The organism is Arthrobacter sedimenti (genome assembly GCF_042652025.1).
GTDB lineage: Bacteria > Actinomycetota > Actinomycetes > Actinomycetales > Micrococcaceae > Arthrobacter > Arthrobacter sedimenti.
Genome location: NZ_JBHSDQ010000001.1, coordinates 451,010 through 472,033, shown reverse-complemented (window position 1 = coordinate 472,033; position 21,024 = coordinate 451,010). Strand labels below are relative to the sequence as shown.

Here is a 21,024-nt window from a genome sequence, read left to right as displayed (position 1 = left end):
AGCAGCGCTAGTCCGGAAGGGGACCGTGGTTGCCCTGGATGTGTTCGAACACTAGCGTCGTCTCGGTGTGCCCCACCACGGGATCGGTAGCGAGGTTGTCCAGGACCCAGTCCCGCAGGTCTTCGGTGCTACCGACGGCGATGTGCAGCAGGTAGTCCACGGATCCTGAGGTGTGGAAGGTGGAGAGCACGGCCGGCAGGTGCGGGACGCGTGCGGTGAACCGGTCGATCTGGTCCCGGTCATGGGCGCGGAGCCGCACGGCCACCAGCGCCTGCACGGACCTGCCGATGGCCGACAGGTTCAGCTTCGCCTCATAGCCCTGCACGATGCCCCGTTCCGACAGCGCGCGGGTGCGCATCAGGGCTGTGGACGGTGCGATCCCCACCAGTTCGGCGAGCTGTTTGTTGGAAATCCTGGCATCGGAAACGAGGGCTTCCAGGAGCCGTTCGTCAATCGCATCCAGCGGCTCAAGATGTGGCCCGGGCCTGGTGTTCCTGGGATTCGTACTCACTGCGGTTCCTTCCACACGGTCTTTGGTTCATCCTAGACCGCAGAATCGCCGCCATCCGCGCAGCAGGGACGCGCCCCGCCGAATATCCAGACCACGCTTGCGGCTGTTGAAGCCGGATAATTCATGAGTGGCTCGGCGGGCCTCAGGCTGGGAGCGTTTCGGCCCGGGGGTGGACGACGGCGACAGTTGCGGCAGTGAGGCAAGCCAGGGCCATGACGGCTCCCGCCAGGGCGCCCCAGCCCCAGGCCTGGAAGACCAGGCCGCCGGCCCACCCCAGGAGGCTGGAACCCAGGTAGTAGGCCAGGTTGTACAGCGAGGCCGCCTGGGCCCGTCCGGTACTGGCGATGGCGCCGGTCCACCCGGATCCGATGCTGTGCGCGGCGAAGAAGCCCCCGGTGAACACCACCAGCCCGGTCAGGATCAGCACCAGGGCCGGGGTGAGGGTAAGGGCGAGACCGGCCACGGCAAGGACAAGTCCCGCGAGCAGGACGTTCCGGCGGCCAAACCTCGTGGTCAGGCCCGCCGCCCAGCGGGAGGAGACAGTGCCGGACAGGTAGGCCAGGAAGATCAGGCTGATCACGGTGGCCGGGAGCCCGAACGGCGCAGCGGACAGCCGGAAGCCCAGGTAGTTGTAGACGGCCACGAACCCGCCCATCATCAGGAATGCCTGCGTGTAGATGGCCAGGAGCCGGACATTCCGCAGATGGGCGGCGAGCGTATGGAGGGCGCTCCGGAGGCCAGTGGCCTGGGCCGGAACGAAGCCCCGGGCTCGGGGCACCAGGACAAGAAATACGACGGCGGCAAGGGTCGCCAGCAGGGACACAGCCAAGGCCGCTGATCGCCAACCCCACAGTTCACCAACCGGCCCCGCCACGAGCCGGCCGGACAGGCCCCCGAGGGTGGTGCCGGCAACATAGCTTCCTGCTGCCAACGCGGCATGGGCTTTGCTGACCTCCTCGTTGAGGTAGGCGATGGCGATGGCGGGGATCCCGCCCAGGGCCATGCCTTCCAGCAGCCGCAGCACAAGCAGCATAGTGAAGTTCGCGGACAACGGCACCAGCAGGCCCAGGACGGTGGCCGCGGTAATGCCCCACATCATGGCTTTCACCCGGCCAATGCGGTCTGCCAGGAAGGACCAGGGAATCACCGTGGCGGCCAACCCCATGGTGGCCAGGGAGATGGTGAGGGCGGCCTCGGCAGCAGTGATGTCCAGGTCGGCCGCCATGAGGGGCAGGACAGCCTGGGTTGAGTAGAGCTGCGCGAAAGTGGCCACACCGGCGCACGCCAAGCCGGCGAGGATCCGGCCGTAGTCCCGCGATCCCTTGGGATGGCCACTCCAAACGGGGGAAGAGCCGGTGCCGGCTGGTGCTTTCTGTGGCATCCAGTCAGGGTAGTCCTCCGCCGATGGATGCTTCCAATGCATGTTTTCTGTTTGACTGATATCAATATCGGATTACTCGGAAGACGGAGGAAAGAGGAGCCATGGAACCGGACCGGAAACAGTTGGCGCAGCTGCTGCCGCTCCTGCCGGTACTGGCCGAGCTGGGCCGCACTGAGCACGTGACGGAGACAGCGGAACTGCTCGGCGTACCCCAGTCAACGGTGAGTAGGGCGCTGGCCCGGGCCAGCGCCGCCGTCGGCACCGAACTCCTGGTCCGGGACGGGCGGGGAGTCCGCCTGACTCCCGCCGCCCGTACGCTGCTGCCCTACATCGAGCATGCCCTCGCGGAGTTCCAGGCCGGGCTGGACCTGGTCCGGAACGAGTCCGAGGTGGTCAGGGGCACCGTGTCCGTGTCCTTCCAGCACACTTTCGGCGAGGCCACGCTGCCCCTGCTGATTAGCGCCTTTCGCGCCCGGCACCCCGGAACCGCCTTCCGGCTCAGCCAGGGCGCCCGCAGCACCTGCCTGGAGGAGCTTGCCTCCGGCGAAGCCGACCTTGCTCTCACCGCCCCCGTGGCCCCAGCCGGTAAAAACGCCGAGTCGGCACCGCTGTACCGGGAGCCGCTCAGGCTGGTGGTGCATCATGGCCATCCATTGGCGCGGCGGCGCAAGGCGGCCATGGCCGATATCCGGACAGAGCCGTTCGTCGCCCTGGGGCCCGGGTACGGGCTGCGGTCCTTGACCGACGCCCTGTTTCGCGAGGCCGGGTACCGCCCGCGGATCGCCTTTGAAAGCCAGGATTCCCACACTGTCCGCGGACTGGTCTCGGCAGGCCTTGGCGTCAGCATCCTGCCGCCAGGTGGTGACGCGCCCGGCCGGATATTGCGCCCCGAAACGGGTGACCTGGGCTGGGTGGAAGTGGCGTTGGATTCACCGTTCGCGTTCCGTGAGGTCGGCGTGAGCTGGCGGCGCCGGAAGCCTGAAAGCGAACCTGTTCCGGCCAGGCTCTTCCGCGAACTGGTGGTAGCCCAAGGTCCGGGCCTGTTGGCGGGGCTGGTTACCAAAGCGGGCCGCTGACCAAGTGAGGCGTCCGACGGCGGCGGGCGGCGCGGCGCCGGGCGGCACCCTGGTGCAGCACCGGCAAGCCGTCCCCGCAAGTACCCTTGTGACGTGACGAACACCCAGAACCCTTTCGCCCATCCTGTCGAGCCAGCCGCGGAATCTCCGCGCGAACCGCGGCCTGGCGATCCGCTGCCCGGAAACCCGCTTCGGGGCGTCACGATCGGCCTGGACATCGGCGGCACGAAGACGCACGGGGTCCGCTTTGAGGACGGCCATCCGGTCGCGGACGATTCGGCAGGCAGTTCCAACGTCCAGAACGTCACCCGTGACCAGGCGGCCCGCAACCTGGCGGAGCTTTTTGGCCGGATCGGCGGTGGGCGCGTGGACCGGGTTTATGCGGGTTCCGGCGGAATCGATACCGACGAGGACGCCGATGCCTTGGCTGCCCTGATCCAGCCGCTGGTCCCGGAAGCACTCATCACCGTTGTCCACGATTCCCGCTTACTGCTGGCGGCCGGCCGTGCGGGCACGGGTGTGGCCGTCATCGCGGGAACCGGCTCGGCCGCCTGGGGACGCAACGCCGAAGGCGGCGAGGCCCGGGCCGGCGGCTGGGGTTACCTGTTGGGGGATGAAGGCAGCGGCTATTGGCTGGGACGAGAAGCCGTTCGGCGCAGCCTCCGCAGGATGAACCAGGGCCTGCCCATCGACCAGCTCACCGCAGCCCTTTTGCAGTCCTGCGGGCTGGACCACCCCAACAAGCTCATTGCGCTGTTCCACTCCCCGGACACCGGGCGCCGCTTCTGGGCACAGCAGGCCAGGCACGTCGTGGAAGCAGCAGCTGCCGGGCACCAGGACAGTGCAGCCCTGCTGGACCAGGCCGGGCGGGACCTGGCCGACCTGGCGGGGCAGGTGCTGGGCCAGCTCAAGATTGACGGGCCGGTGATCCTGGGCGGCGGGCTGGGGATGAACGTCGCGCCCCTGCAGGAGTCATTCCGCCGGAACCTTGCCGCAGCCGGGATTATGGATGTGCGCGTCCTGGACCAGGAACCCGTGTTCGGTGTCCTCCAGCTGCTGGCAGAGCCCGCCTGACTCTTTAGGCACGGCTCCTAGCTGACCGAGCGCTTGCGGGGCGTCAGCCGAACGCCCGGTAACGGGGGAGCCGGGATGCGTCCTGCCTCCGCTCCGGCGTCCGGACCGTGCCCGGGCACCAGGCCGTAGCGGGCGGCGGCCGTTTCGGTGTCCGGCAGCCCCGCCTGTGCTTCCCAGTCGTCCCGGGCCTGTTCCACTTCGTCGTGCGTGCGGCCCACAAAGTTCCACCACATCAGCAGCTCCTCGCCGAACGGCTCACCGCCGATCAGCAGGAACCGGGTGCCGGGGCGCGCTTGCATCCGTAATTCACTACGGCCGGTGCCCAGGTAGCCCAGCGGACCCGCCGGCAGGTCCTGCCCGTCCACCGCCAGGCCGCCGTCGAGCACCAGTATCCCGTGCTCAAAGGTGGGGTCCAGCGGGAGCACAGCATCGCCTTCACAGGAAACGTCAGCGCCGACGATGGGCGAGTACACCGTTGCCGGCGAGGTTACTCCCGCAAGGCTGCCCACCATCACTGTGGCGGTGTAACCCTGGCCGGCGGCGCGCGGCAGCTCGCGGTGCTGTTCGAACGCCGGTTCCCTGTGCCTGTCCCCGTCAGGAAGGGCAACCCACAGCTGCAGGCCCCGCTGCAGCGGCAACTCCTGGCCGCCGTCGGAAGGAAGCACCGCGAACTCCGAGTGCGACACGCCCTGCCCAGCAGTCATGATGTTCAGCTCCCCGGGGCGCACCACCACATCGCTGCCCACACTGTCCCGGTGCCGGATGTGCCCCGCCAACGGCCAGGTCACCGTCTGCAGCCCGATGTGCGGGTGCGGAAGGACGGACATGGCGGTCCGGTCCGGGCCGAAGCTGTCCAGGAAGCACCAGGCGCCGATGGTGGGAAGCCCGCGCTGCGGCAGCGTCCGTTTGACGTTCATGGCGCGGACGCCTCCCAGGGGAACTTCACGTTCAGGCCACAGCTGAAGGCAGGGGCCCGAGGTTTCCTCGGCGGTGGCAGGCGGGCAGAGCTCTTCCTGGGGTGAAACTTCCAAGTTGGTCACGCCTTTACTCTAAGCGGGCCGAGGGCACCCCGACAGGAGCAGTTGCGCAGGCGGATTCGAAACCCATCCGGGCCGGCGCGGGTACCGAATGGTTACAGTAGGGATTCCTTTGCGGGGATTAGGGCTTTAGCTGCTGAAGCCTGCCCCCGTTTGGGTTACCGTAACTATCAGCATGCTGATGGCAATGTCGCGGTGCTGGGAGCAGTCCGTCCAAGAGAACAGGTAAGTCCGCACCATGGACCAGGCGATGATCGAGTTTCAGAGCGTTACCAAGCAGTACCCGGGCGGCCAGCCTGCTGTTGATGGGCTGTCCATGTCCATCGCCAAGGGCACGGTCACCGTCTTCGTGGGCCCTTCCGGCTGCGGCAAAACAACATCCCTCCGGATGATCAACCGCATGGTGGAACCCACGTCAGGGACCATCACCGTGGATGGCCGGGACGTGACCTCGGTGCCTGCGGCCGAACTGCGCCGGTCCATGGGATACGTCATGCAGTCGGCAGGGCTGCTGCCGCACCGATCGGTCCTGGACAACATCGCCACCGTCCCCAGGCTGAATGGCGTTTCGAAAGCTGACGCCCGCAGGCGTGCCGAGGAACTCCTGGATGTGGTGGGCCTGGCCCACTCCCTGGGCAGCCGATACCCCTCACAGCTGTCCGGCGGCCAGCAGCAGCGGGTGGGTGTGGCGCGTGCCCTCGCCGCGGATCCGCCCATCCTCCTCATGGATGAGCCTTTCAGCGCAGTGGATCCCGTTGTCCGGGAGGAACTCCAGCAGGAGCTGCTGCGCCTCCAGAAGGACCTGGCCAAGACGATCGTGTTCGTCACCCACGACATCGACGAAGCCACCATCCTGGGCGACAAGGTGGCAGTCTTTGCCACCGGCGGCAAACTGGCCCAGTACGCCACCCCAGAGGAGATCCTTCGGGCGCCGGCCAACAACTTCGTTGCGTCCTTCGTCGGCCGGGACCGCGGCTTCCGGCACCTCGGTTTCAGCCCGTCCGACGGAGTAGTGGTCCACCCGGTGCCGACGATCATCCGCTCCGAGGGCGGATACGAGTCTGATTCAAGCACAGCGGGCGGCTGGCAGCTGGTGGTGGACGCGGATATCCGTCCGCTCGGGTGGACGGCGCCGGGCACCGAAACCGATATCATTCCCGGCGGTTCGCTGTTCCGGCCCGGAGAGAGCCTTCGGCGCGCCCTGGATGCAGCACTGTCTTCGCCGTCGGGCCTGGGCGTCGCCGTGGATGCGGACGGCAAGGTCCTTGGCGTGGTCCGGGGCGGTGAAGTCCTGGCGCTGATCGAGGAAGCACGCCAGGTTCGGCAGGCAGCCCTCTGATGGATTGGTTCCTTGCCAACAGCGGCATGATCTTCGAGCGCGCTGGCCAGCACTTGGTGTTGGCCATTGTTCCCATGGTCCTGGGCCTGTTGATTTCCGTCCCGCTGGCGCAGTTGGCCCGGCGGAACAGCGCACTGCGTTCCGTGGTGCTGACCGCATCCTCCCTCCTGTACACCATCCCGTCGCTGGCGTTGTTCATCATCTTGCCCACCATCCTGGGCACCCGGATCCTGGACCCCCTCAACGTGGTGGTGGCACTGACCATCTACGCGGTGGCCTTGCTGGTCCGCGCCGCCCTGGACGCCTTCGATTCCGTTGACGCGGACATTAGCCAGGCCGCCCAGGCCATGGGCTTCAAACCGCTGGCCAGGTTCCTGCAGGTCGACCTGCCGCTCTCCCTGCCGGTTCTGTTCGCCGGACTGCGCGTGGTGTCCGTCAGCAACATCTCGCTGGTCAGTGTTGCGGCCCTCCTGGGTGTCGGCAACCTGGGCATGCTCTTCACGGACGGCCTCCAGCGTGACTTCGTCACCGAGGTGGTGGTCGGCATCATCGCCATCCTGGTCCTGGCCCTGCTGATGGATGCTGTCCTGGTCCTGCTGGAGCGCATTCTCACCCCCTGGGAGCGGGCCGGCAACCGGCGGGACCGCGGCGTGGGGCGTACCTCTTCGGAAGCACCTGCCGCAGCCGAACCGTCCGCGTCAACGGCGGGAGGAACAGCGTGAGCAACGTCTTTGCCGATACGTTCGCCTGGCTCGCCGACCCGCTCCACTGGTCCGGAAGCATGGGCATCCCAGCGCGCATGGGGGAGCACCTCCAATACACCGGGCTGGTCATGCTCATCGCCACCGCCATCGCCGTTCCGGTCGGGCTTTTTGTCGGCCACACGGGAAAGGGCCGCGTGGCCGTCGTGGCGCTGGCCGGGGCACTCCGTGCGCTTCCCACCCTTGGCCTGCTGATCCTGTTCGTGCTGCTGGCCGGCATCGGACTGATGCCCCCGGTGTGGGCCCTGGTGATCCTCACCGTCCCGCCGTTGCTCGCCGGAACCTACGCAGGAATTTCCAGTGTTGACCGGAACGTGGTGGATGCCGCCCGCGCCATGGGCATGACCGAACTGCAGGTCCTGTTCCGGGCCGAGCTGCCCAACGCGCTCCACGTCATGTTCGGCGGATTCCGGACCGGCGTGCTGCAGGTGATCGCCACCGTCTCCGTGGTTGCCTACATCAACCTCGGCGGCCTGGGCCGCTACCTCTTCGACGGCCTGGCCCTCAGCGACTTCCCCCAGATGCTGGGAGGTTCCCTCCTCATCGCTGTGCTGGCCATCGCCGTCGACCTCATCCTGGCCCTGTTCCAGAGGCTGTTCCTGACCCAGGGGCCCTCGAAGCTGTCCTACCGCAGCCAGGAGGCTGCGGTTGATCTCACAGACCCCGTTGTTGCGGAGACTGTTGTACAAGGAGGTAAGTCATGAAAGATAGCCGTCCCCAGCGCCTCGGCAGGCGGGCATTCGGTGGCCTCGCCGCCGGAGTTGGCCTGGCTGTGGTGCTATCCGCCTGCGGCGGTTCATCCGACCCCCTGAAGAACCCGCCGGCGTCCAGCAGCGGGGCTTCCGGCGAAGCCACCTCCCTGGTGGTGGGTTCCGCCGACTTCCCCGAAAGCCAGATCATCGCCGAGCTCTACGCCGGCGCGCTGAACGCCAACGGAATCACCGCCACCACCAAGCCGAATATTGGTTCCCGGGAGGTCTACTTCAAGGCGGTCCAGGACGGCTCCGTGGACGTGGTGCCCGACTACAGCGGCAACCTGCTGCTGTACGTGGACAAGGAAGCCAAGGAAGTCTCCGCCGGCGACATCGCCAAGGCGCTGCCCGGCAAGCTGCCGGACGGGCTCGGCGTGCTGGACGCGTCCAAGGCTGAAGACAAGGACGCCATGGTGGTCACCAAGGCCACCGCGGAAAAGTACCAGCTGAAGTCCATCGAGGACCTGGCCAAGGTCTGCAGCCAGATCGTCGTCGGCGCCCCGGCTACCTTCGCCGAGCGCGCCTACGGCCTGCCCGGCCTGAAGAAGAACTACAACTGCGAGCCCAAGAAGCTGGAGCCCTTCAGTGACGGCGGCGGCCCCGTCACGCTGAAGGCGCTGCTGGAGGACCAGGTGCAGGTGGCGGACATCTACACCACCACCCCCTCCATCGCCGACAACGACCTGGTGGTGCTGGACGATCCCAAGAACAACTTCATCGCCCAGCAGGTCCTGCCGCTGTACAACAAGGCCAAGATGACGGACAAGGCCAAGCAGGCACTGAACTCGGTGTCCAGCACCCTCACCACCGATGACCTGATCAACCTCAACCGTGCGGTCAGCGGCAGCCAGAAGCAGGACGCCAAGACCGCGGCGAACAACTGGCTCAAGGAGAAGGGCATCGTTAAGTAGGCATTGCGCCTCCCCTCCGGCGAGGGGAACTTCGGTGACGACGACGGCGGCTGCCGGACCTGCAAAAGGTCCGGCAGCCGCCGTCGGCCGTGTGGTGGATGTCTCAACGGGGACGCATCCCTTCTGTGGCATATTTGAGGAATGGCAGAATTCAGGCAGTCCACGAAGCTTCACAACGTTCTCTATGACATCCGTGGACCGATTCTGCAGGCCGCCCAGCAGATGGAGGCGGAGGGCCACCGGATCCTCAAACTGAACATCGGCAACCCGGCCCCGTTCGGCTTCGAGGCACCGGATGCCATCCTGGTGGACATGATCCGCCACCTGCCGCACGCGCAGGGGTACAGCGACTCGCGCGGCATTTTCTCGGCGCGCACCGCGGTGTCGCAGTACTACCAGACCCGGGGTATCCAGAACATCCACGTTGATGACATCTACCTGGGCAACGGTGTCAGTGAGCTCATCACCATGTCCCTGATGGCGCTGCTGGATTCAGGCGACGAGGTCCTCATCCCCACGCCGGACTACCCGCTGTGGACGGCCTCCGTGGCGCTCGCCGGCGGTAAGCCCGTCCACTACCTTTGCGACGAGGAATCCGGCTGGCAGCCTGACCTTGAGGACATGGAAGCCAAAATCACGCCCCGCACCAAGGGAATCGTGGTCATCAACCCGAACAACCCGACGGGCGCCGTCTACCCCGAAGAGACGCTCAAGCGCATCGTTGCCTTGGCTGAAAAGCACGGCCTGGTGATCTTCGCCGACGAGATCTACGAAAAAATCCTGTACGAGGATGCCGTCCACGTAAACCTTGCCAAACTCACCGACGACCACGTCCTGTGCCTGACGTTCAGCGGCCTGTCCAAGGCCTACCGGGTCTGTGGCTACCGGGCCGGCTGGATGGCCATATCCGGCCCCAAGAAGGAGGCCGCCGACTACCTCGAAGGCATCAACCTCCTGGCCAACATGCGGCTGTGCGCCAACGTTCCGGCCCAGCACGCCATCCAGACCGCACTGGGCGGCTACCAGAGCATCAACGACCTCATCCTCCCGGGCGGGCGCCTGCTGGAGCAGCGGAACAAGGCCTACGACATGCTTAACGCCATTCCCGGTGTCAGCACCCAGCAGGCCAGGGGCGCACTGTACCTCTTCCCGCGCCTGGACCCGGAGGTGTACCACATCCGGGATGACGAGAAATTTGTCCTCGACCTGCTGAGGGAGCAGAAGATCCTGCTGTCCCATGGCCGGGCCTTCAACTGGGTCCGCCCGGACCATTTCCGCATGGTGACGCTGCCCAACGTGAAGGACATCGAGGAAGCCATTGGCCGGATGGGGGACTTCCTAAGCAGGTACCAGGGGAACTAGCCTGTGCTCACGGGCCGCCGGTCCGTGCAACCCTTGCCGAAAGGATTCCCCATGGCCCGCGTCGTTGGCTTCGACCAGCATCCTGCTCAGACCCTTCGGGCGGGGGAGGGGTTCTCCCTTGCCGCGGTGGATCCCGACTCGACTCCCGGTTACAGCGGGAACAAGGACGACGGCAAGCTGCTCCTCGCGGAGATGGACGACGAACTTTCCGGGTTGCAGGAGAAGCTCTTTGCCGAGTCCCGCTTCGGCGGGACCAAGCGGGTCCTGCTGATTCTGCAGGCCATGGACACCGCCGGCAAGGGCGGAATCGTCAGCCACGTCATGGCCTCGATGAACCCGCAGGGTGTCCAGTTCAAGGCTTTCAAGGCACCCACCGACGAGGAAAAGTCCTACGACTTCCTGTGGCGGATCGAGAAGGAAGTGCCGGCCGCCGGGATGGTGGGTGTGTTTGACCGTTCCCATTATGAGGATGTCCTCATCCACCGTGTTCATGGCTGGGCCAGTCCGGATGAAATCAAGCGGCGGTACGTTGCCATCAATGAATTCGAGGCGAGACTTACGGATTCCGGGACCAAAGTGGTCAAGGTGATGCTGCACATCAGCGGTGACGAGCAAAAGGAACGCCTGCTGGCCCGGCTGGACAACCCGGCCAAGCACTGGAAGTACAGCCACGGCGACCTGGACGAGCGCGCATTTTGGGACGATTACATGAGTGCCTACCAGGCGGCGATCGACGAAACGAGCACGCCGGACGCGCCGTGGCACATCGTCCCGGCCAACAAGAAGTGGTATGCCCGCATCGCGGTCCAGCAGCTGCTGCTCGGAGCCCTGTCCGGAATGAACCTCAAATGGCCAAAGGCTGCATTCGACGTCGCCACGGAGCGCGAACTGGTGGCCCGTTCCTGAAAATCCGCCGCCTACAGTGGTTGGTCCCTGGCTGCAGCCAGGCGCTTCCGTGCACCTTCCAACCACTCCTCGCAGCGGGCTGCCAGGGCCTCGCCGCGTTCCCACAGCGCCAGCGATTCCTCAAGGCTTGCGCCTCCCGCCTCCAGCCTGCCCACCACGGCGATGAGCTGTTCCCGTGCTTCCTCGTAGCTCAGACCTGCGACGTCCGGCTCTGGTTTCTGTTCCGTCATGCTTTTTCTTCCAACTCCTCGTGGTGGTCTGGGTCTCCCGGTTGGGATCCGCCGGCGGACTGCACAGGTCCGGTGGACGTGGCGCCGAAGCGTCCCTCCGCCACGCGGATGGACAGGGCGGCACCAGCAGGCGCCTCGGCGGGGCGGCGGACAACTGCGTGCCCGGCTTCGGCGATCCGCGCGGCCTGGTTTCCTGCCAGTTCGACGACGGCGTACCCCCGGTCCAGCGTCTTCTGCGGGGACAGTGCGCGTACCTGGGCTTTGAGGTGCTCAAGCTGGTCTGCTGCGCGCACCACGGTGGAACTTACCGCAGCGGACGAACGCCGCAGAAGCCGTTCTATTTCCTCGGCCCGGACCGAGACCATGCCCTCCGGGGCTGCCATGACAGGCCGCGAGTGCAGGGCTGCCAACCGGTCCGATTCCCGGTCCACCAGCCGCTCCATGCAGCGGCGCAGCTGTTCACGGGCCTGGCGTACTCCGGCAAGCTCTTCGGAGACCTCCGGCACGATCCGCTTGGCGGCATCGGTGGGGGTGGAGGCGCGCAGGTCCGCGACATAGTCCAACAGCGGGCGGTCCGCCTCGTGGCCGATGGCGCTCACCACGGGAGTCGAGGCCGCAGCCACTGCGCGGATCAGGTCCTCGCTGTTGAATGGCAAAAGGTCTTCCAGCGCTCCGCCGCCGCGGGCGATGACAATTACGTCCACCTCCGGCCGGGCATCCAGTTCGCGCAGGGCACGGACCACCTGGGCCACAGCCGTATTCCCCTGGACGGCGACCTCGCGGATCTCAAATTCAACCGCCGGCCACCGCAGGGCTGCGTTCCGCAGGATGTCCTTCTTTGCATCCGAGTCGCGGCCCGTAATGAGACCGATCCGGTGCGGCAGCAGCGGCAGGGGCTTCTTCCTGGAGTCTGCGAACAGGCCCTCCGCTGCCAGGGCCTGCCGCAGCCGCTCAATCCTGGCCAGCAGGTCACCAAGTCCCACCGGACGGATGTCCCGCACCAGCATGTTGAGCCTGCCCGTTTTCAGCCAGAACTCCGGCTTCAGCAGTGCCACCACCCGCGACCCGCGCTCCAGCGGTAGGTTCTGGCGTTCCAGCACCTTGGTCCATACGGACGCCGGCAGTGAGACCTCTGCGTCCACGTCGCGAAGGGTCAGGTAGGCGTTGCTGCCGCGGCGGTTCAGCTCGATGACCTGGCCTTCCACCCATGCGGACGGAGTGCGGTCAATGTGGGCCTTCAGCTTCTGCGAGAGCAGCTGCAGGGGCCAGGGGTTATCCGGGCTGGTTTCCGCCGCGGTAGCCGGCAGCGTAGTGGGGGCGGTACCCGGTAGGGACGCCTGCTCAGACATGCGGACGCCATTGGGAAGCTGGTGCTGCGGGCATGCGGTCCTTTATCTCGTGGGGGCTTCAACCAACCTTATCCATAAGGTGTAGCACCGGGGGCTGACAGGGAGAGCCCAACTGTCCTGCCTAGGATGGGTTAAGGCCCCCAACCACGAAGGACCTGTTGTGCGTACTTTTGTCTCTGCCATTGCCACCGTGCTGGGCATCCTCCTGGCCGCTGTCGCCGTTCCCGCTATCTGGGTGGACCGGAACATTGTCCAGGAAGACGGGTTTGTCCGCCTCGCCGCTCCGCTCGGCAAGGACTCCGACTTCCAGCGGAAGCTGGCTGGGGCGGCCGTGGGAACGATTGACACCGGATCGGTCCCCAGCTTTCTTTCGGGACTGGTCGAACCAATGCTTGAGAAGGCGGCGGAATCGCTGACCGGGCTGCCGGGCTACCCGGCGGCTTGGGAGGAGACGCTCCGCCGCAGCCACCGTCTGAGTTTCGCCGACCCTTCGGCGGATTCCCAGGGCGGTGCGTCGCCGTCATCGCTGACTCTCGACGTGGCCCCCTTGGTAGCCCTCGGCTCGGAGGAGATCTCCCGGACCACGCGGCTTCCCCTGAACCCGCCGGAGCAAACCCTGATCAACGTCGGCCAGCCCGCGCAAAGGGAGTGGACCGAACGGCTGGCCACCTATGCGCCGATGGGCTACATCCTGGCCATCGGTTCGGCTGCAGCGTTCCTGCTGGCGTTGGTCGCTGCACGGCGCCGCTGGACCGTGCTCTTGGCAGCCGGCGTTGGAGGATTGGCGCTCGCCGCCCTGTGGGGGACCGGGTTGCAGGTGGGCTCGGCCCGTGCCCAGGCAACAGACACCGGCAATGCAATGGCCAACATGTTCCGTGACGAGTTCCTGGCCGCCGCAGGGGCAGACTTCCAGGGGTGGATCACCACTGCAGCAATTACGGGTGGCGTCCTGGTGGCGGCGGGCATTGTGACGTTGTTCGCATCCCGGAAACGGGCGCGGACCAGCCGGTAACATGGAGGGATGACCACCACGGCCGTACCCCTTTCGATGCCAACCATTCCACGTAGGCGCCGTTCGCCTGAGGAAGTAGCAGCCGCAGCCCCCGTCGACGGCACCAAGAAGGTGCTGCTGGCGGCTCCCCGCGGCTACTGCGCCGGCGTTGACCGGGCCGTCATTGCGGTCGAGAAGGCGCTGGAGCACTACGGCCCGCCCGTCTACGTCCGCAAGCAGATCGTCCACAACGTCCACGTAGTCAGCTCCCTGGAGGAAAAGGGCGCCATCTTCGTGGACGAGACTGACGAAGTCCCGGAAGGCGCCTTGGTCATCTTCTCCGCCCACGGCGTCTCCCCGGCAGTGGTCCAATCCGCGGAAGACCGCGGTCTGCGCACCATCGACGCCACCTGCCCGCTGGTCACAAAGGTGCACAGGGAAGCCGTTCGCTTCGCCAAGGACGATTTCGACATCCTCCTGATCGGCCACGACGGACACGAGGAAGTGGAAGGCACCTCCGGCGAAGCGCCGGAGCACATCCAGATCATCAACGGCCCCCACGAAGTGGACAAGGTGACCGTCCGCGACCCCGGGAAGGTCATCTGGCTTTCCCAGACCACGCTGAGTGTTGACGAGACCATGGAGACAGTCCGGCTGCTCAAGGAACGGTTCCCCACCCTGCAGGACCCGCCCAGCGATGACATCTGCTATGCCACCACCAACCGGCAGGTGGCCATCAAGAAGATCGCGCCCAAGGCGGACCTGGTGATCGTGGTGGGCTCGGCCAACTCATCCAACTCCGTCCGCCTGGTGGAGGTGGCGCTCGAATACGGTGCCAAGGCTTCCTACCGCGTGGACTTCGCCAATGAGGTTGACGAAGCATGGTTTGAAGGCGTCGCCAGCATCGGGGTCACGTCTGGGGCGTCCGTTCCGGAGGTGCTGGTGCAGGACGTGCTGAGGCTCTTGGCCGATTACGGTTATGGCACCGTGGAGGAAGTGGTGACGGCCGAAGAAGACTTGCTGTTCTCGCTGCCCAAGGAACTTCGCGCAACCCTGAAACAGTCCGGCGATGTCAGCCGCGCCCTGGGTGGCCGCCGGTCCCGCAACTGAAAACAACCACGGCAAACAGCCAGCGCATTTAAGCAGAATTTGAGGTGGGGCCGGGCAGTCACCGACTGCCCGGCCCCACCTGTCTTCATGGGAACTTCAGGCCGCCTCGTCATCACCCTGAAGTTCGGGAGCCGCCAGCGCGCGTGGGGTTACCTCCACCACCGAAGGCGTGGTGAGGCCCGACTCTTCCAGGCTGTTGAGTTTCCGGGCGGTGGGCAGCACCCTGGCTTCCAGCGTGCCGACCATGGCGTTGTAGCGGTCCACGGAGGTCTTCAGCGAGGATCCGAGTTTGGTGACGTTCTCTCCCAGCGTGCCCATCCGGTCGTACAGCTGCCGCGCGAGTTCGAAGAGTTCGCGAGCACTGTCCGTCAGGACGTCCTGGCGCCAAGTGAAGGCCACGGACTTCAGCACGGCCAGCAGGGTGCTTGGGGACGCGAGGACGACATTGCGGGACAAGGCATGGTCCAGAAGGCCGGAGTCAGCCGTCAGGGCAGCCGCCAGGATGGATTCGGCCGGGATGAAGCACACCACCAGTTCCGGCGAGTTCCCCGGAATGTCCCAATACTTCTTGGTGCCCAGCGCATCGACGTGTGCCCTCAGGGCCTTGGCATGCGCGGCCAGCAGGGCCTGCTGGTTCCTTCCGTCGTTCGCCGACTGCGCCCCGGACCGCCGGGCCGGGCCAAGGTCCACCGCGCCCAGTTCCTGCGCCTCAAGGTATGACGACAGTGGAACCTTGGCGTCCACCACCAGCTGCTTTTGGCCCGGCAGCTGCACCACCAGGTCCGGCCGGACAGCCGAGTCGTGGCCGGCGCTGTGCACCTGTTCCACGAAGTCCACGTGACGGAGCATCCCGGCGGCCTCCACCACGCGCCTGAGCTGCACCTCGCCCCACTGGCCCCGGGCGCTGTTGGAACGCAGCGCCGATTCCAGGGCATGGGTGGAGCGGATGAGCTGTTCGTCGGAAAGCCGGGCCTCCTGCAGCTGCTGGGCCAGCTGGCCGTACTGCTCCACCCGGTCCCGCTCCAGCAACGCGACCTGCTGCTGGACGGCGGACAGCTTCTCCGCCACGGGCGCAAGGGCACGCAGCACACTCCCGTCCTGTGTCCTGGCCTCTCCCAGCTCGCGGTTCTGTGCCGCCAAAAGCCGCCGCTCGGCGTCGGCCGCTGCAAACTGCGCCGTGACCTCTGAAAGGCGCGACGAGACCTGGTCAAAGTCCGCCTCCAGCGCATGGGAATTGCGGCGAAGGGAGAAATAGGTGGCTGCGGCGCCGGCAAGGGCGCCCAACAGCAGCATGAAGAGGGCCAGAATCAAGGCAAAAGCATCCATGGCTTCACTGTTGCACGGGGCTCTGACATTCACCGGCAGTGACATTCCCCGGTACTGTCCCCGGCGGCCCGGCGGGTAGAATCAATGCTCGTGGCTCTTACTATTGGCATCGTCGGACTGCCCAACGTCGGCAAATCAACCCTCTTCAACGCGCTTACCCGCAACCAGGTCCTGGCCGCGAACTACCCGTTCGCCACCATTGAACCCAACGTGGGTGTGGTGAACCTCCCGGACCCCAGGCTGCAGAAGCTCGCCGGAATCTTCGGTTCGCAGCGCATCCTGCCCGCCGCAGTGTCCTTCGTTGACATCGCCGGCATCGTCAAGGGCGCATCCGAGGGGGAGGGGCTGGGCAACCAGTTCCTGGCCAACATCCGCGAGGCTGAGGCCATTGCCGAGGTTGTCCGGGTCTTCGACGACCCCGACGTAGTGCACGTTGACGGCAAGGTGGACCCGCGCTCGGACATGGAAACCATCAACACCGAGCTGATCCTCGCGGACCTGCAGACCATCGAAAAAGCCATCCCGCGGATCGAAAAAGAAGTCAAGATCAAGAAGCGGGAAGCTGCCGAACTCGCCGCCATCAAGGCCGCGCAGGCAGTGCTGGAGCGCGGCGACACCATCTATTCCTCCATCAAGAGCGACAAGTTGGAGATGGAGCACCTCAAGGAGCTGGGGCTGCTGACGGCCAAGCCCTTCATCTACGTCTTCAATGCCGACGAAGGCATCCTGGGCAGCGCGGAAAAGCAGGAAGAGCTGCGCGCCATGGTCGCTCCGGCAGACTGCATCTTCCTGGACGCCAAGCTCGAAGCGGACCTCGTCGAACTGGACGAGGAAGAGGCCCGCGAGATGCTCGAGATGAACGGCCAGGACGAGTCCGGCCTGGACCAGCTGGCCCGCGTCGGCTTCCACACCCTGGGGCTGCAGACCTACCTCACGGCCGGCCCCAAGGAAGCACGGGCCTGGACCATCAGGCAGGGGGATACGGCACCGCAAGCGGCGGGTGTCATCCACTCCGATTTCCAGCGTGGCTTCATCAAAGCCGAAGTTGTTTCCTTCAATGACCTGGTCGAGGCCGGCTCCATGGCCGAGGCAAAGTCCCGCGGCAAGGTGCGGATCGAAGGCAAGGAATACGTCATGGCCGACGGCGACGTGGTTGAATTTCGCTTCAATGTGTAGTTTCTGACCCTCGTGAAACCTCTGCGAAGGCCGCCAAGAACACTGTTCTTAGCGGCCTTCGCCTGTATCCAGGGTCAGAAAAACCTGTCCCGGCAAAAATTGACTGCGGCTCGTTTTCGGGGGGATAAGCGGTCGTTCGAGCACTCCCCTTACGCCCGTCCGGGGAATGAGTACGGGCGTTTCGGACTCAAGGTTTGGTGAGCAGGGCCGGGACGGGGAATGGCTCTTTGCCGTGCTCGAAGCAATGTACACACCGCCAACACTGCCTCAAGGCCAATGACTCCGCCGCACAGCTCAGCCCGTGCTATCGAGGATCAGGCGTGCCGTTTCCGTTGGTTGGTCCCAGTGTGGGAAGTGACCGGAGTTTTCGAACCAGTGGAGGGTGGCATCCGGGAACAGCTCCGCGGCACGCGCCGCCTCACTGGGAGGGGTGACCTTGTCCTTCCGCCCCCATCCGATTACCACTTTGCCCTTGAGTGAACCGGCCGGTGCGCCTTCCTGGCGGGGGCCGTGAATCAGCGCGTTGAGGGCCGGGTCCAGGCTGGTCGATGTCTTGAACCCGCGAAGCTCATGCAGGACCAGATCCTGCTGCAGTTTCCAGGGATGGGCGGAGAACTGAGCCAACAGGGCCGTGCGGCCCACGGGGTTGCCCGTGAGGAAGGGGAGTGCCGGTTGGATGCGGCGCACCAGTGCGACGGATGCTTTGATGCTTGCCCCAAAGATCGCTGCCTTGCGGTCATTCCAGAAGCCACCAGGGTCCAGTGCAATCGTGGTGGCAGCGTGCCCTCGCCGCGCCATTTCCATTGCCATCCGGGCGCCCATGGAGCTGCCTACGAGGTCAATGTCATCCAGTTTCTCGTCGCGGATAAAGGCTTCGACGGCATCGGTCAGCGTGGCAATGGTGGTTTCGCCGGTCAGCGGCGCGGATTCGCCGCAACCGGGGAGGTCGATGGCGATTACATTGCGTTCAGCGGCCAGCGCCGGGATTACCGGGTTCCAGTTACCAATACTGGAACCGAGTCCGTGGATCAGGAGGAGTGGCTTACCGGAGCCTTGCCGGGTTGAGTGCAGCATGCCTTCACTCTAGGGGGCGGTGCAATATATCTGGCCAACACCGGCCTCGTTCCGCTTCAACGTCTAGCCCGTGGTGGCCACGACACCATGACGTGCCCGCTTCCGCGGGCGGCTGCCGCTGCTACCGCGCCCGAAGCTTGTAACGGACCACCTCGATGGCGGCCCCGATATCCTCCGGCGAGCGGATCCGGACGACGACCGGCAGCATCGCTCCGGACGTCTCCACCCCGGTGATCTGGGCCCGGAGGTTGTCAGGGAGGGGCAGCGCGGCGAGGTCATTGCGGTGTCGGGCGGAGAAGTAGCACGTGACCGTGGCGTAGCCGTCCCAGACCGCCAACCACGCCATATTCTTGCTGCCCCGGAGAGCCTTGCACAGCCATCCGCCGTCCCGATAGTGGTGCCACGACAACTCCAGGCCAAGGTAGGGTCGGGACAACAGCTCTTTGAGGTCTTGCCAGGCGGCGAAGGAAGCACCCAGATGCTGGCGGATCTGTTCGTCGTCGGGCATGCGGCCGGGATCGGTCAGGACAGCGACATGGCCAGGCACGGGTTCATAGTAGCGGCCCGGCGGGCGGAACCACAGGGTCCAATGCCCCACATCAACGACTGGCCGGCCTGACAGCTTATCCTGAAGTGGTAGGGCGCGATTGGGCGGCCCGGGTCCCCTCCTGGAGAGGGAAAAACACAAGGAGGCGGCATGCCGGTACGGCGTCTGATTCAGTTGCTCGTCGCCGCATTGTCGGCCGCCCTTGTTCTTTCCGGCTGCTCGGGTGGCAGCGCCCCGTCCGTTGTGGTGGGGGAGGCGAAGCGCGGCGGCAGCGTAACGGTGGCTGAGGTCAACGCCTTCTCCTCGTTCAACCCCTACAGCGCCGGCGGCAATACCGACATTAATTCCAAGATCGGTGCTATCACCCATTCCGGCTTCTTCTACTTGGATGACAGTTCCAAGGTTGTCCGCAACGACAAATTCGGACACTTCGAGAAGGTCTCCGACCAGCCGCTGAAGGTGAAGTACACGGTGAACGAGGGCGTCAAGTGGTCCGACGGCGCCCCCATCGGCGCCGCCGACCTTCTGTTGAGCTGGGCCGCAGGGTCGGGCTATTACGACGACGTCGATCCCGCCGCCGGCAAGGGGACCAAATACTTCTCGGTTGCCTCCGACACCACGGGACTCGCCGGCACGCTGTTTCCCGAGATCGGATCCGACGGGCGTTCCATCACCATCGAGTACGCCGCACCGTACGCTGACTGGGAAGTTGCGTTCGACGTCGGACTCCCGGCGCACGTCGTTGCCGCGAAGAGCGGACTCAACGACGAGGAAGACCTGGTGACGCTGCTCAAGGACGCGCCACGTGGCAACCCGGAAAAGCCGGCGTCCAACCCTGCACTCAAGAAAGTCAGCGACTTCTGGAACACCGGGTTCAACACAAAAATTGTGCCCGACGACCCGGCACTCTACCTGTCCAGCGGCCCCTACATCGTCCAGGACATCGTCCCGGAAGTCTCGATGAAACTGGTCCGCAACCGGGACTACACATGGGGCGCCGAACCCTGGCTGGACGAGATCAATGTCAGGTTTACCGGGGCGGTGCCGGCAGCGGTGGATGCTCTCCGCAACGGCCAGGCCGACATCATCTCACCCCAGCCCTCAGCCGCTACGGAGAGTCTCCTGACCGGCCTGTCAAGCCAGGGCATCACCGTGGAACGCTACAAACAGTCCGGCTACGACCACCTGGACCTCAGCTTTTCCGGGTCCTTTGCCAACAAAGATGTCCGGGAAGCCTTCCTCAAGACAGTGCCGCGGCAGGCGATCATGGACGCTGTGGTGGGAACCCAGCTGCCGGACAACAAGCCGTTGGATTCACAGGTGTTCCTGCCGGGACAGCCAAAGTACGACGACACCGTGAAGAAAAACGGTTCCTCCGATTACGCCAAGGTGGACATTGAAGGGGCAAAGAAGCTCCTGAAGGATGCCACGCCCAGCGTCCGCATTCTTTACAACCGCGACAATCCGAACCGGGCCAAGTCGTTCGCCCTGATCCGCGACTCGGCCGCGCTGGCCGGGTTCCGGGTGGTCGACGGCGGGCAGGGAAGTGCCGACTGGGCCGCCGCACTCAGCCGGGGCGGCTATGACGCCGCCCTGTCGGGATGGATCGGCACGGAGGCCGGCGTAAGCCGGGTGCCGCAGATTTTCCGCACCGGCGCAGGCAGCAACTTCACGGGATATTCCGACGGCGACGCGGACAAAGTCATGGAGCAACTGGCCGTGACCACGGACCTGGGCAAGCAGGATGAACTCCTGGCCGAAATCGACAAGCACATCTGGGAGGACGCCTATGGACTCCCGCTTTACCAAACCCTGGGAACAACTGCCTTCAACTCCCGGGTAGCCGGCATTAAGACCAGCCCCGGACCCCTGGGTGTCTGGTGGAACGTTTGGGACTGGCGCCTAACCAACCCTGCGGCGTGACTTAGGGGCTTTCGCCCCTTGCGCAGCCTCCCCGGGCCCGATTCGCCGTACGGCTTACCGGCGAGTAGCATGTGACGTGCCTTACTGCCGAATACCTGCCGGGCATTTCACTGCGCCGGTCACGGTTTGGCAACGGAGTACCAGTATCTGGACTTCGTGCGGTTAGGCTAACTCCGTATTATGTAGGT

At 65.4% G+C, this 21,024-nt stretch carries 20 protein-coding genes; 12 read left to right on the top strand and 8 right to left on the bottom strand.

Annotated elements, in window-relative coordinates:
- Positions 1-7: 7 nt before the first annotated feature.
- A complete protein-coding gene (locus ACFO0G_RS02105; RefSeq protein WP_142133173.1) occupies positions 8-511 on the bottom strand; it encodes an Lrp/AsnC family transcriptional regulator in 504 nt (167 codons plus the stop codon).
- 142 nt (positions 512-653) lie between these two features.
- Complete coding sequence (locus tag ACFO0G_RS02100) at positions 654-1,892, bottom strand: MFS transporter (protein ID WP_376976285.1); 1,239 nt, start codon at positions 1,890-1,892, stop codon at positions 654-656.
- Positions 1,893-1,993: 101 nt separating this feature from the next.
- Here ACFO0G_RS02100 and ACFO0G_RS02095 point away from each other — a divergent pair, with 101 nt between their 5' ends.
- Both ACFO0G_RS02095 and ACFO0G_RS02090 read left to right on the top strand, forming a co-directional pair.
- Positions 1,994-2,968, top strand: coding sequence for a LysR family transcriptional regulator (locus ACFO0G_RS02095; protein ID WP_376976284.1), 975 nt, complete (start codon positions 1,994-1,996; stop codon positions 2,966-2,968).
- 93 nt (positions 2,969-3,061) lie between these two features.
- Positions 3,062-4,042: an N-acetylglucosamine kinase gene (locus ACFO0G_RS02090; RefSeq protein ID WP_376976283.1), complete on the top strand. Its 981-nt coding sequence runs from the start codon at positions 3,062-3,064 to the stop codon at positions 4,040-4,042.
- A gap of 17 nt (positions 4,043-4,059) precedes the next feature.
- On the opposite strand, the gene ACFO0G_RS02085 is transcribed toward ACFO0G_RS02090, so the two are convergent.
- Positions 4,060-5,082 carry a pirin family protein gene (locus ACFO0G_RS02085; protein WP_376976282.1) on the bottom strand — a complete coding sequence of 341 codons (1,023 nt, stop codon included), beginning with the start codon at positions 5,080-5,082 and terminating at the stop codon, positions 4,060-4,062.
- Positions 5,083-5,317: 235 nt separating this feature from the next.
- Here ACFO0G_RS02085 and ACFO0G_RS02080 point away from each other — a divergent pair, with 235 nt between their 5' ends.
- The 6 genes from ACFO0G_RS02080 to ACFO0G_RS02055 all read left to right on the top strand — a co-directional run bounded on the left by ACFO0G_RS02080 (position 5,318) and on the right by ACFO0G_RS02055 (position 11,110).
- On the top strand, positions 5,318-6,418 hold the full coding sequence (locus ACFO0G_RS02080) for an ABC transporter ATP-binding protein (RefSeq protein ID WP_376976281.1): 1,101 nt from the start codon (positions 5,318-5,320) through the stop codon (positions 6,416-6,418).
- Positions 6,418-7,140: an ABC transporter permease gene (locus ACFO0G_RS02075; protein ID WP_376976280.1), complete on the top strand. Its 723-nt coding sequence runs from the start codon at positions 6,418-6,420 to the stop codon at positions 7,138-7,140. Before ACFO0G_RS02080 ends, ACFO0G_RS02075 begins: the two co-directional genes overlap by 1 nt.
- Positions 7,137-7,883 carry an ABC transporter permease gene (locus tag ACFO0G_RS02070; protein WP_286398050.1) on the top strand — a complete coding sequence of 249 codons (747 nt, stop codon included), beginning with the start codon at positions 7,137-7,139 and terminating at the stop codon, positions 7,881-7,883. Before ACFO0G_RS02075 ends, ACFO0G_RS02070 begins: the two co-directional genes overlap by 4 nt.
- Positions 7,880-8,842: an ABC transporter substrate-binding protein gene (locus ACFO0G_RS02065; protein WP_286398048.1), complete on the top strand. Its 963-nt coding sequence runs from the start codon at positions 7,880-7,882 to the stop codon at positions 8,840-8,842. Before ACFO0G_RS02070 ends, ACFO0G_RS02065 begins: the two co-directional genes overlap by 4 nt.
- Positions 8,843-8,983: 141 nt before the next feature.
- The gene (locus ACFO0G_RS02060) at positions 8,984-10,204 is read left to right on the top strand and encodes a pyridoxal phosphate-dependent aminotransferase (RefSeq protein ID WP_286398046.1); all 1,221 of its coding nucleotides are present in this window, start codon (positions 8,984-8,986) and stop codon (positions 10,202-10,204) included.
- A 51-nt stretch (positions 10,205-10,255) separates the two neighbouring features.
- Positions 10,256-11,110 (top strand): polyphosphate kinase 2 family protein, encoded by an 855-nt coding sequence (locus tag ACFO0G_RS02055; protein ID WP_376976279.1) that lies wholly within the window; start codon positions 10,256-10,258, stop codon positions 11,108-11,110.
- An 11-nt stretch (positions 11,111-11,121) separates the two neighbouring features.
- Here ACFO0G_RS02055 and ACFO0G_RS02050 read toward each other — a convergent pair whose 3' ends face one another.
- Both ACFO0G_RS02050 and xseA read right to left on the bottom strand, forming a co-directional pair.
- Positions 11,122-11,340, bottom strand: a complete 219-nt coding sequence (locus ACFO0G_RS02050; protein ID WP_285248717.1) for an exodeoxyribonuclease VII small subunit — start codon at positions 11,338-11,340, stop codon at positions 11,122-11,124.
- Complete coding sequence (xseA, locus tag ACFO0G_RS02045; RefSeq protein WP_376976278.1) at positions 11,337-12,689, bottom strand: exodeoxyribonuclease VII large subunit; 1,353 nt, start codon at positions 12,687-12,689, stop codon at positions 11,337-11,339. The genes ACFO0G_RS02050 and xseA overlap by 4 nt, the downstream gene beginning before the upstream one ends.
- A gap of 160 nt (positions 12,690-12,849) precedes the next feature.
- Between xseA and ACFO0G_RS02040 the strand changes: the two genes are divergently transcribed.
- Both ACFO0G_RS02040 and ACFO0G_RS02035 read left to right on the top strand, forming a co-directional pair.
- Positions 12,850-13,701 (top strand): hypothetical protein, encoded by an 852-nt coding sequence (locus ACFO0G_RS02040; RefSeq protein ID WP_376976277.1) that lies wholly within the window; start codon positions 12,850-12,852, stop codon positions 13,699-13,701.
- Positions 13,702-13,710: 9 nt separating this feature from the next.
- Positions 13,711-14,790: a 4-hydroxy-3-methylbut-2-enyl diphosphate reductase gene (locus ACFO0G_RS02035; RefSeq protein ID WP_286398041.1), complete on the top strand. Its 1,080-nt coding sequence runs from the start codon at positions 13,711-13,713 to the stop codon at positions 14,788-14,790.
- 96 nt (positions 14,791-14,886) lie between these two features.
- On the opposite strand, the gene ACFO0G_RS02030 is transcribed toward ACFO0G_RS02035, so the two are convergent.
- Positions 14,887-16,116: a DNA recombination protein RmuC gene (locus tag ACFO0G_RS02030; protein WP_376976276.1), complete on the bottom strand. Its 1,230-nt coding sequence runs from the start codon at positions 16,114-16,116 to the stop codon at positions 14,887-14,889.
- A 90-nt stretch (positions 16,117-16,206) separates the two neighbouring features.
- On the opposite strand from ACFO0G_RS02030, the gene ychF reads away from it, so the two are divergent.
- Complete coding sequence (gene ychF, locus ACFO0G_RS02025) at positions 16,207-17,292, top strand: redox-regulated ATPase YchF (protein ID WP_376976275.1); 1,086 nt, start codon at positions 16,207-16,209, stop codon at positions 17,290-17,292.
- Positions 17,293-17,586: 294 nt separating this feature from the next.
- Here the strand turns inward: ychF and ACFO0G_RS02020 are convergent, their stop codons facing one another.
- Both ACFO0G_RS02020 and ACFO0G_RS02015 read right to left on the bottom strand, forming a co-directional pair.
- Positions 17,587-18,366 (bottom strand): alpha/beta fold hydrolase, encoded by a 780-nt coding sequence (locus ACFO0G_RS02020; protein ID WP_376976274.1) that lies wholly within the window; start codon positions 18,364-18,366, stop codon positions 17,587-17,589.
- 121 nt (positions 18,367-18,487) lie between these two features.
- Entirely contained in the window at positions 18,488-18,913 is a 426-nt protein-coding gene (locus tag ACFO0G_RS02015) for a DUF3788 family protein (RefSeq protein WP_376976273.1), read from the bottom strand.
- 150 nt (positions 18,914-19,063) lie between these two features.
- Between ACFO0G_RS02015 and ACFO0G_RS02010 the strand changes: the two genes are divergently transcribed.
- Positions 19,064-20,836: an ABC transporter family substrate-binding protein gene (locus ACFO0G_RS02010; RefSeq protein WP_376976272.1), complete on the top strand. Its 1,773-nt coding sequence runs from the start codon at positions 19,064-19,066 to the stop codon at positions 20,834-20,836.
- Positions 20,837-21,024: the final 188 nt, after the last annotated feature.

Coding starts and splice junctions, on each gene's coding strand:
- ACFO0G_RS02100 (WP_376976285.1), bottom strand. CDS start 1,892: ATGCCACAGAAAGCACCAGCCGGCACCGGCTCTTCCCCCGTTTGGAGT.
- ACFO0G_RS02095 (WP_376976284.1), top strand. CDS start 1,994: ATGGAACCGGACCGGAAACAGTTGGCGCAGCTGCTGCCGCTCCTGCCG.
- ACFO0G_RS02080 (WP_376976281.1), top strand. CDS start 5,318: ATGGACCAGGCGATGATCGAGTTTCAGAGCGTTACCAAGCAGTACCCG.
- ACFO0G_RS02075 (WP_376976280.1), top strand. CDS start 6,418: ATGGATTGGTTCCTTGCCAACAGCGGCATGATCTTCGAGCGCGCTGGC.
- ACFO0G_RS02065 (WP_286398048.1), top strand. CDS start 7,880: ATGAAAGATAGCCGTCCCCAGCGCCTCGGCAGGCGGGCATTCGGTGGC.
- ACFO0G_RS02060 (WP_286398046.1), top strand. CDS start 8,984: ATGGCAGAATTCAGGCAGTCCACGAAGCTTCACAACGTTCTCTATGAC.
- ACFO0G_RS02055 (WP_376976279.1), top strand. CDS start 10,256: ATGGCCCGCGTCGTTGGCTTCGACCAGCATCCTGCTCAGACCCTTCGG.
- ACFO0G_RS02050 (WP_285248717.1), bottom strand. CDS start 11,340: ATGACGGAACAGAAACCAGAGCCGGACGTCGCAGGTCTGAGCTACGAG.
- xseA (WP_376976278.1), bottom strand. CDS start 12,689: ATGTCTGAGCAGGCGTCCCTACCGGGTACCGCCCCCACTACGCTGCCG.
- ACFO0G_RS02035 (WP_286398041.1), top strand. CDS start 13,711: ATGACCACCACGGCCGTACCCCTTTCGATGCCAACCATTCCACGTAGG.
- ACFO0G_RS02030 (WP_376976276.1), bottom strand. CDS start 16,116: ATGGATGCTTTTGCCTTGATTCTGGCCCTCTTCATGCTGCTGTTGGGC.
- ACFO0G_RS02020 (WP_376976274.1), bottom strand. CDS start 18,366: ATGCTGCACTCAACCCGGCAAGGCTCCGGTAAGCCACTCCTCCTGATC.
- ACFO0G_RS02010 (WP_376976272.1), top strand. CDS start 19,064: ATGCCGGTACGGCGTCTGATTCAGTTGCTCGTCGCCGCATTGTCGGCC.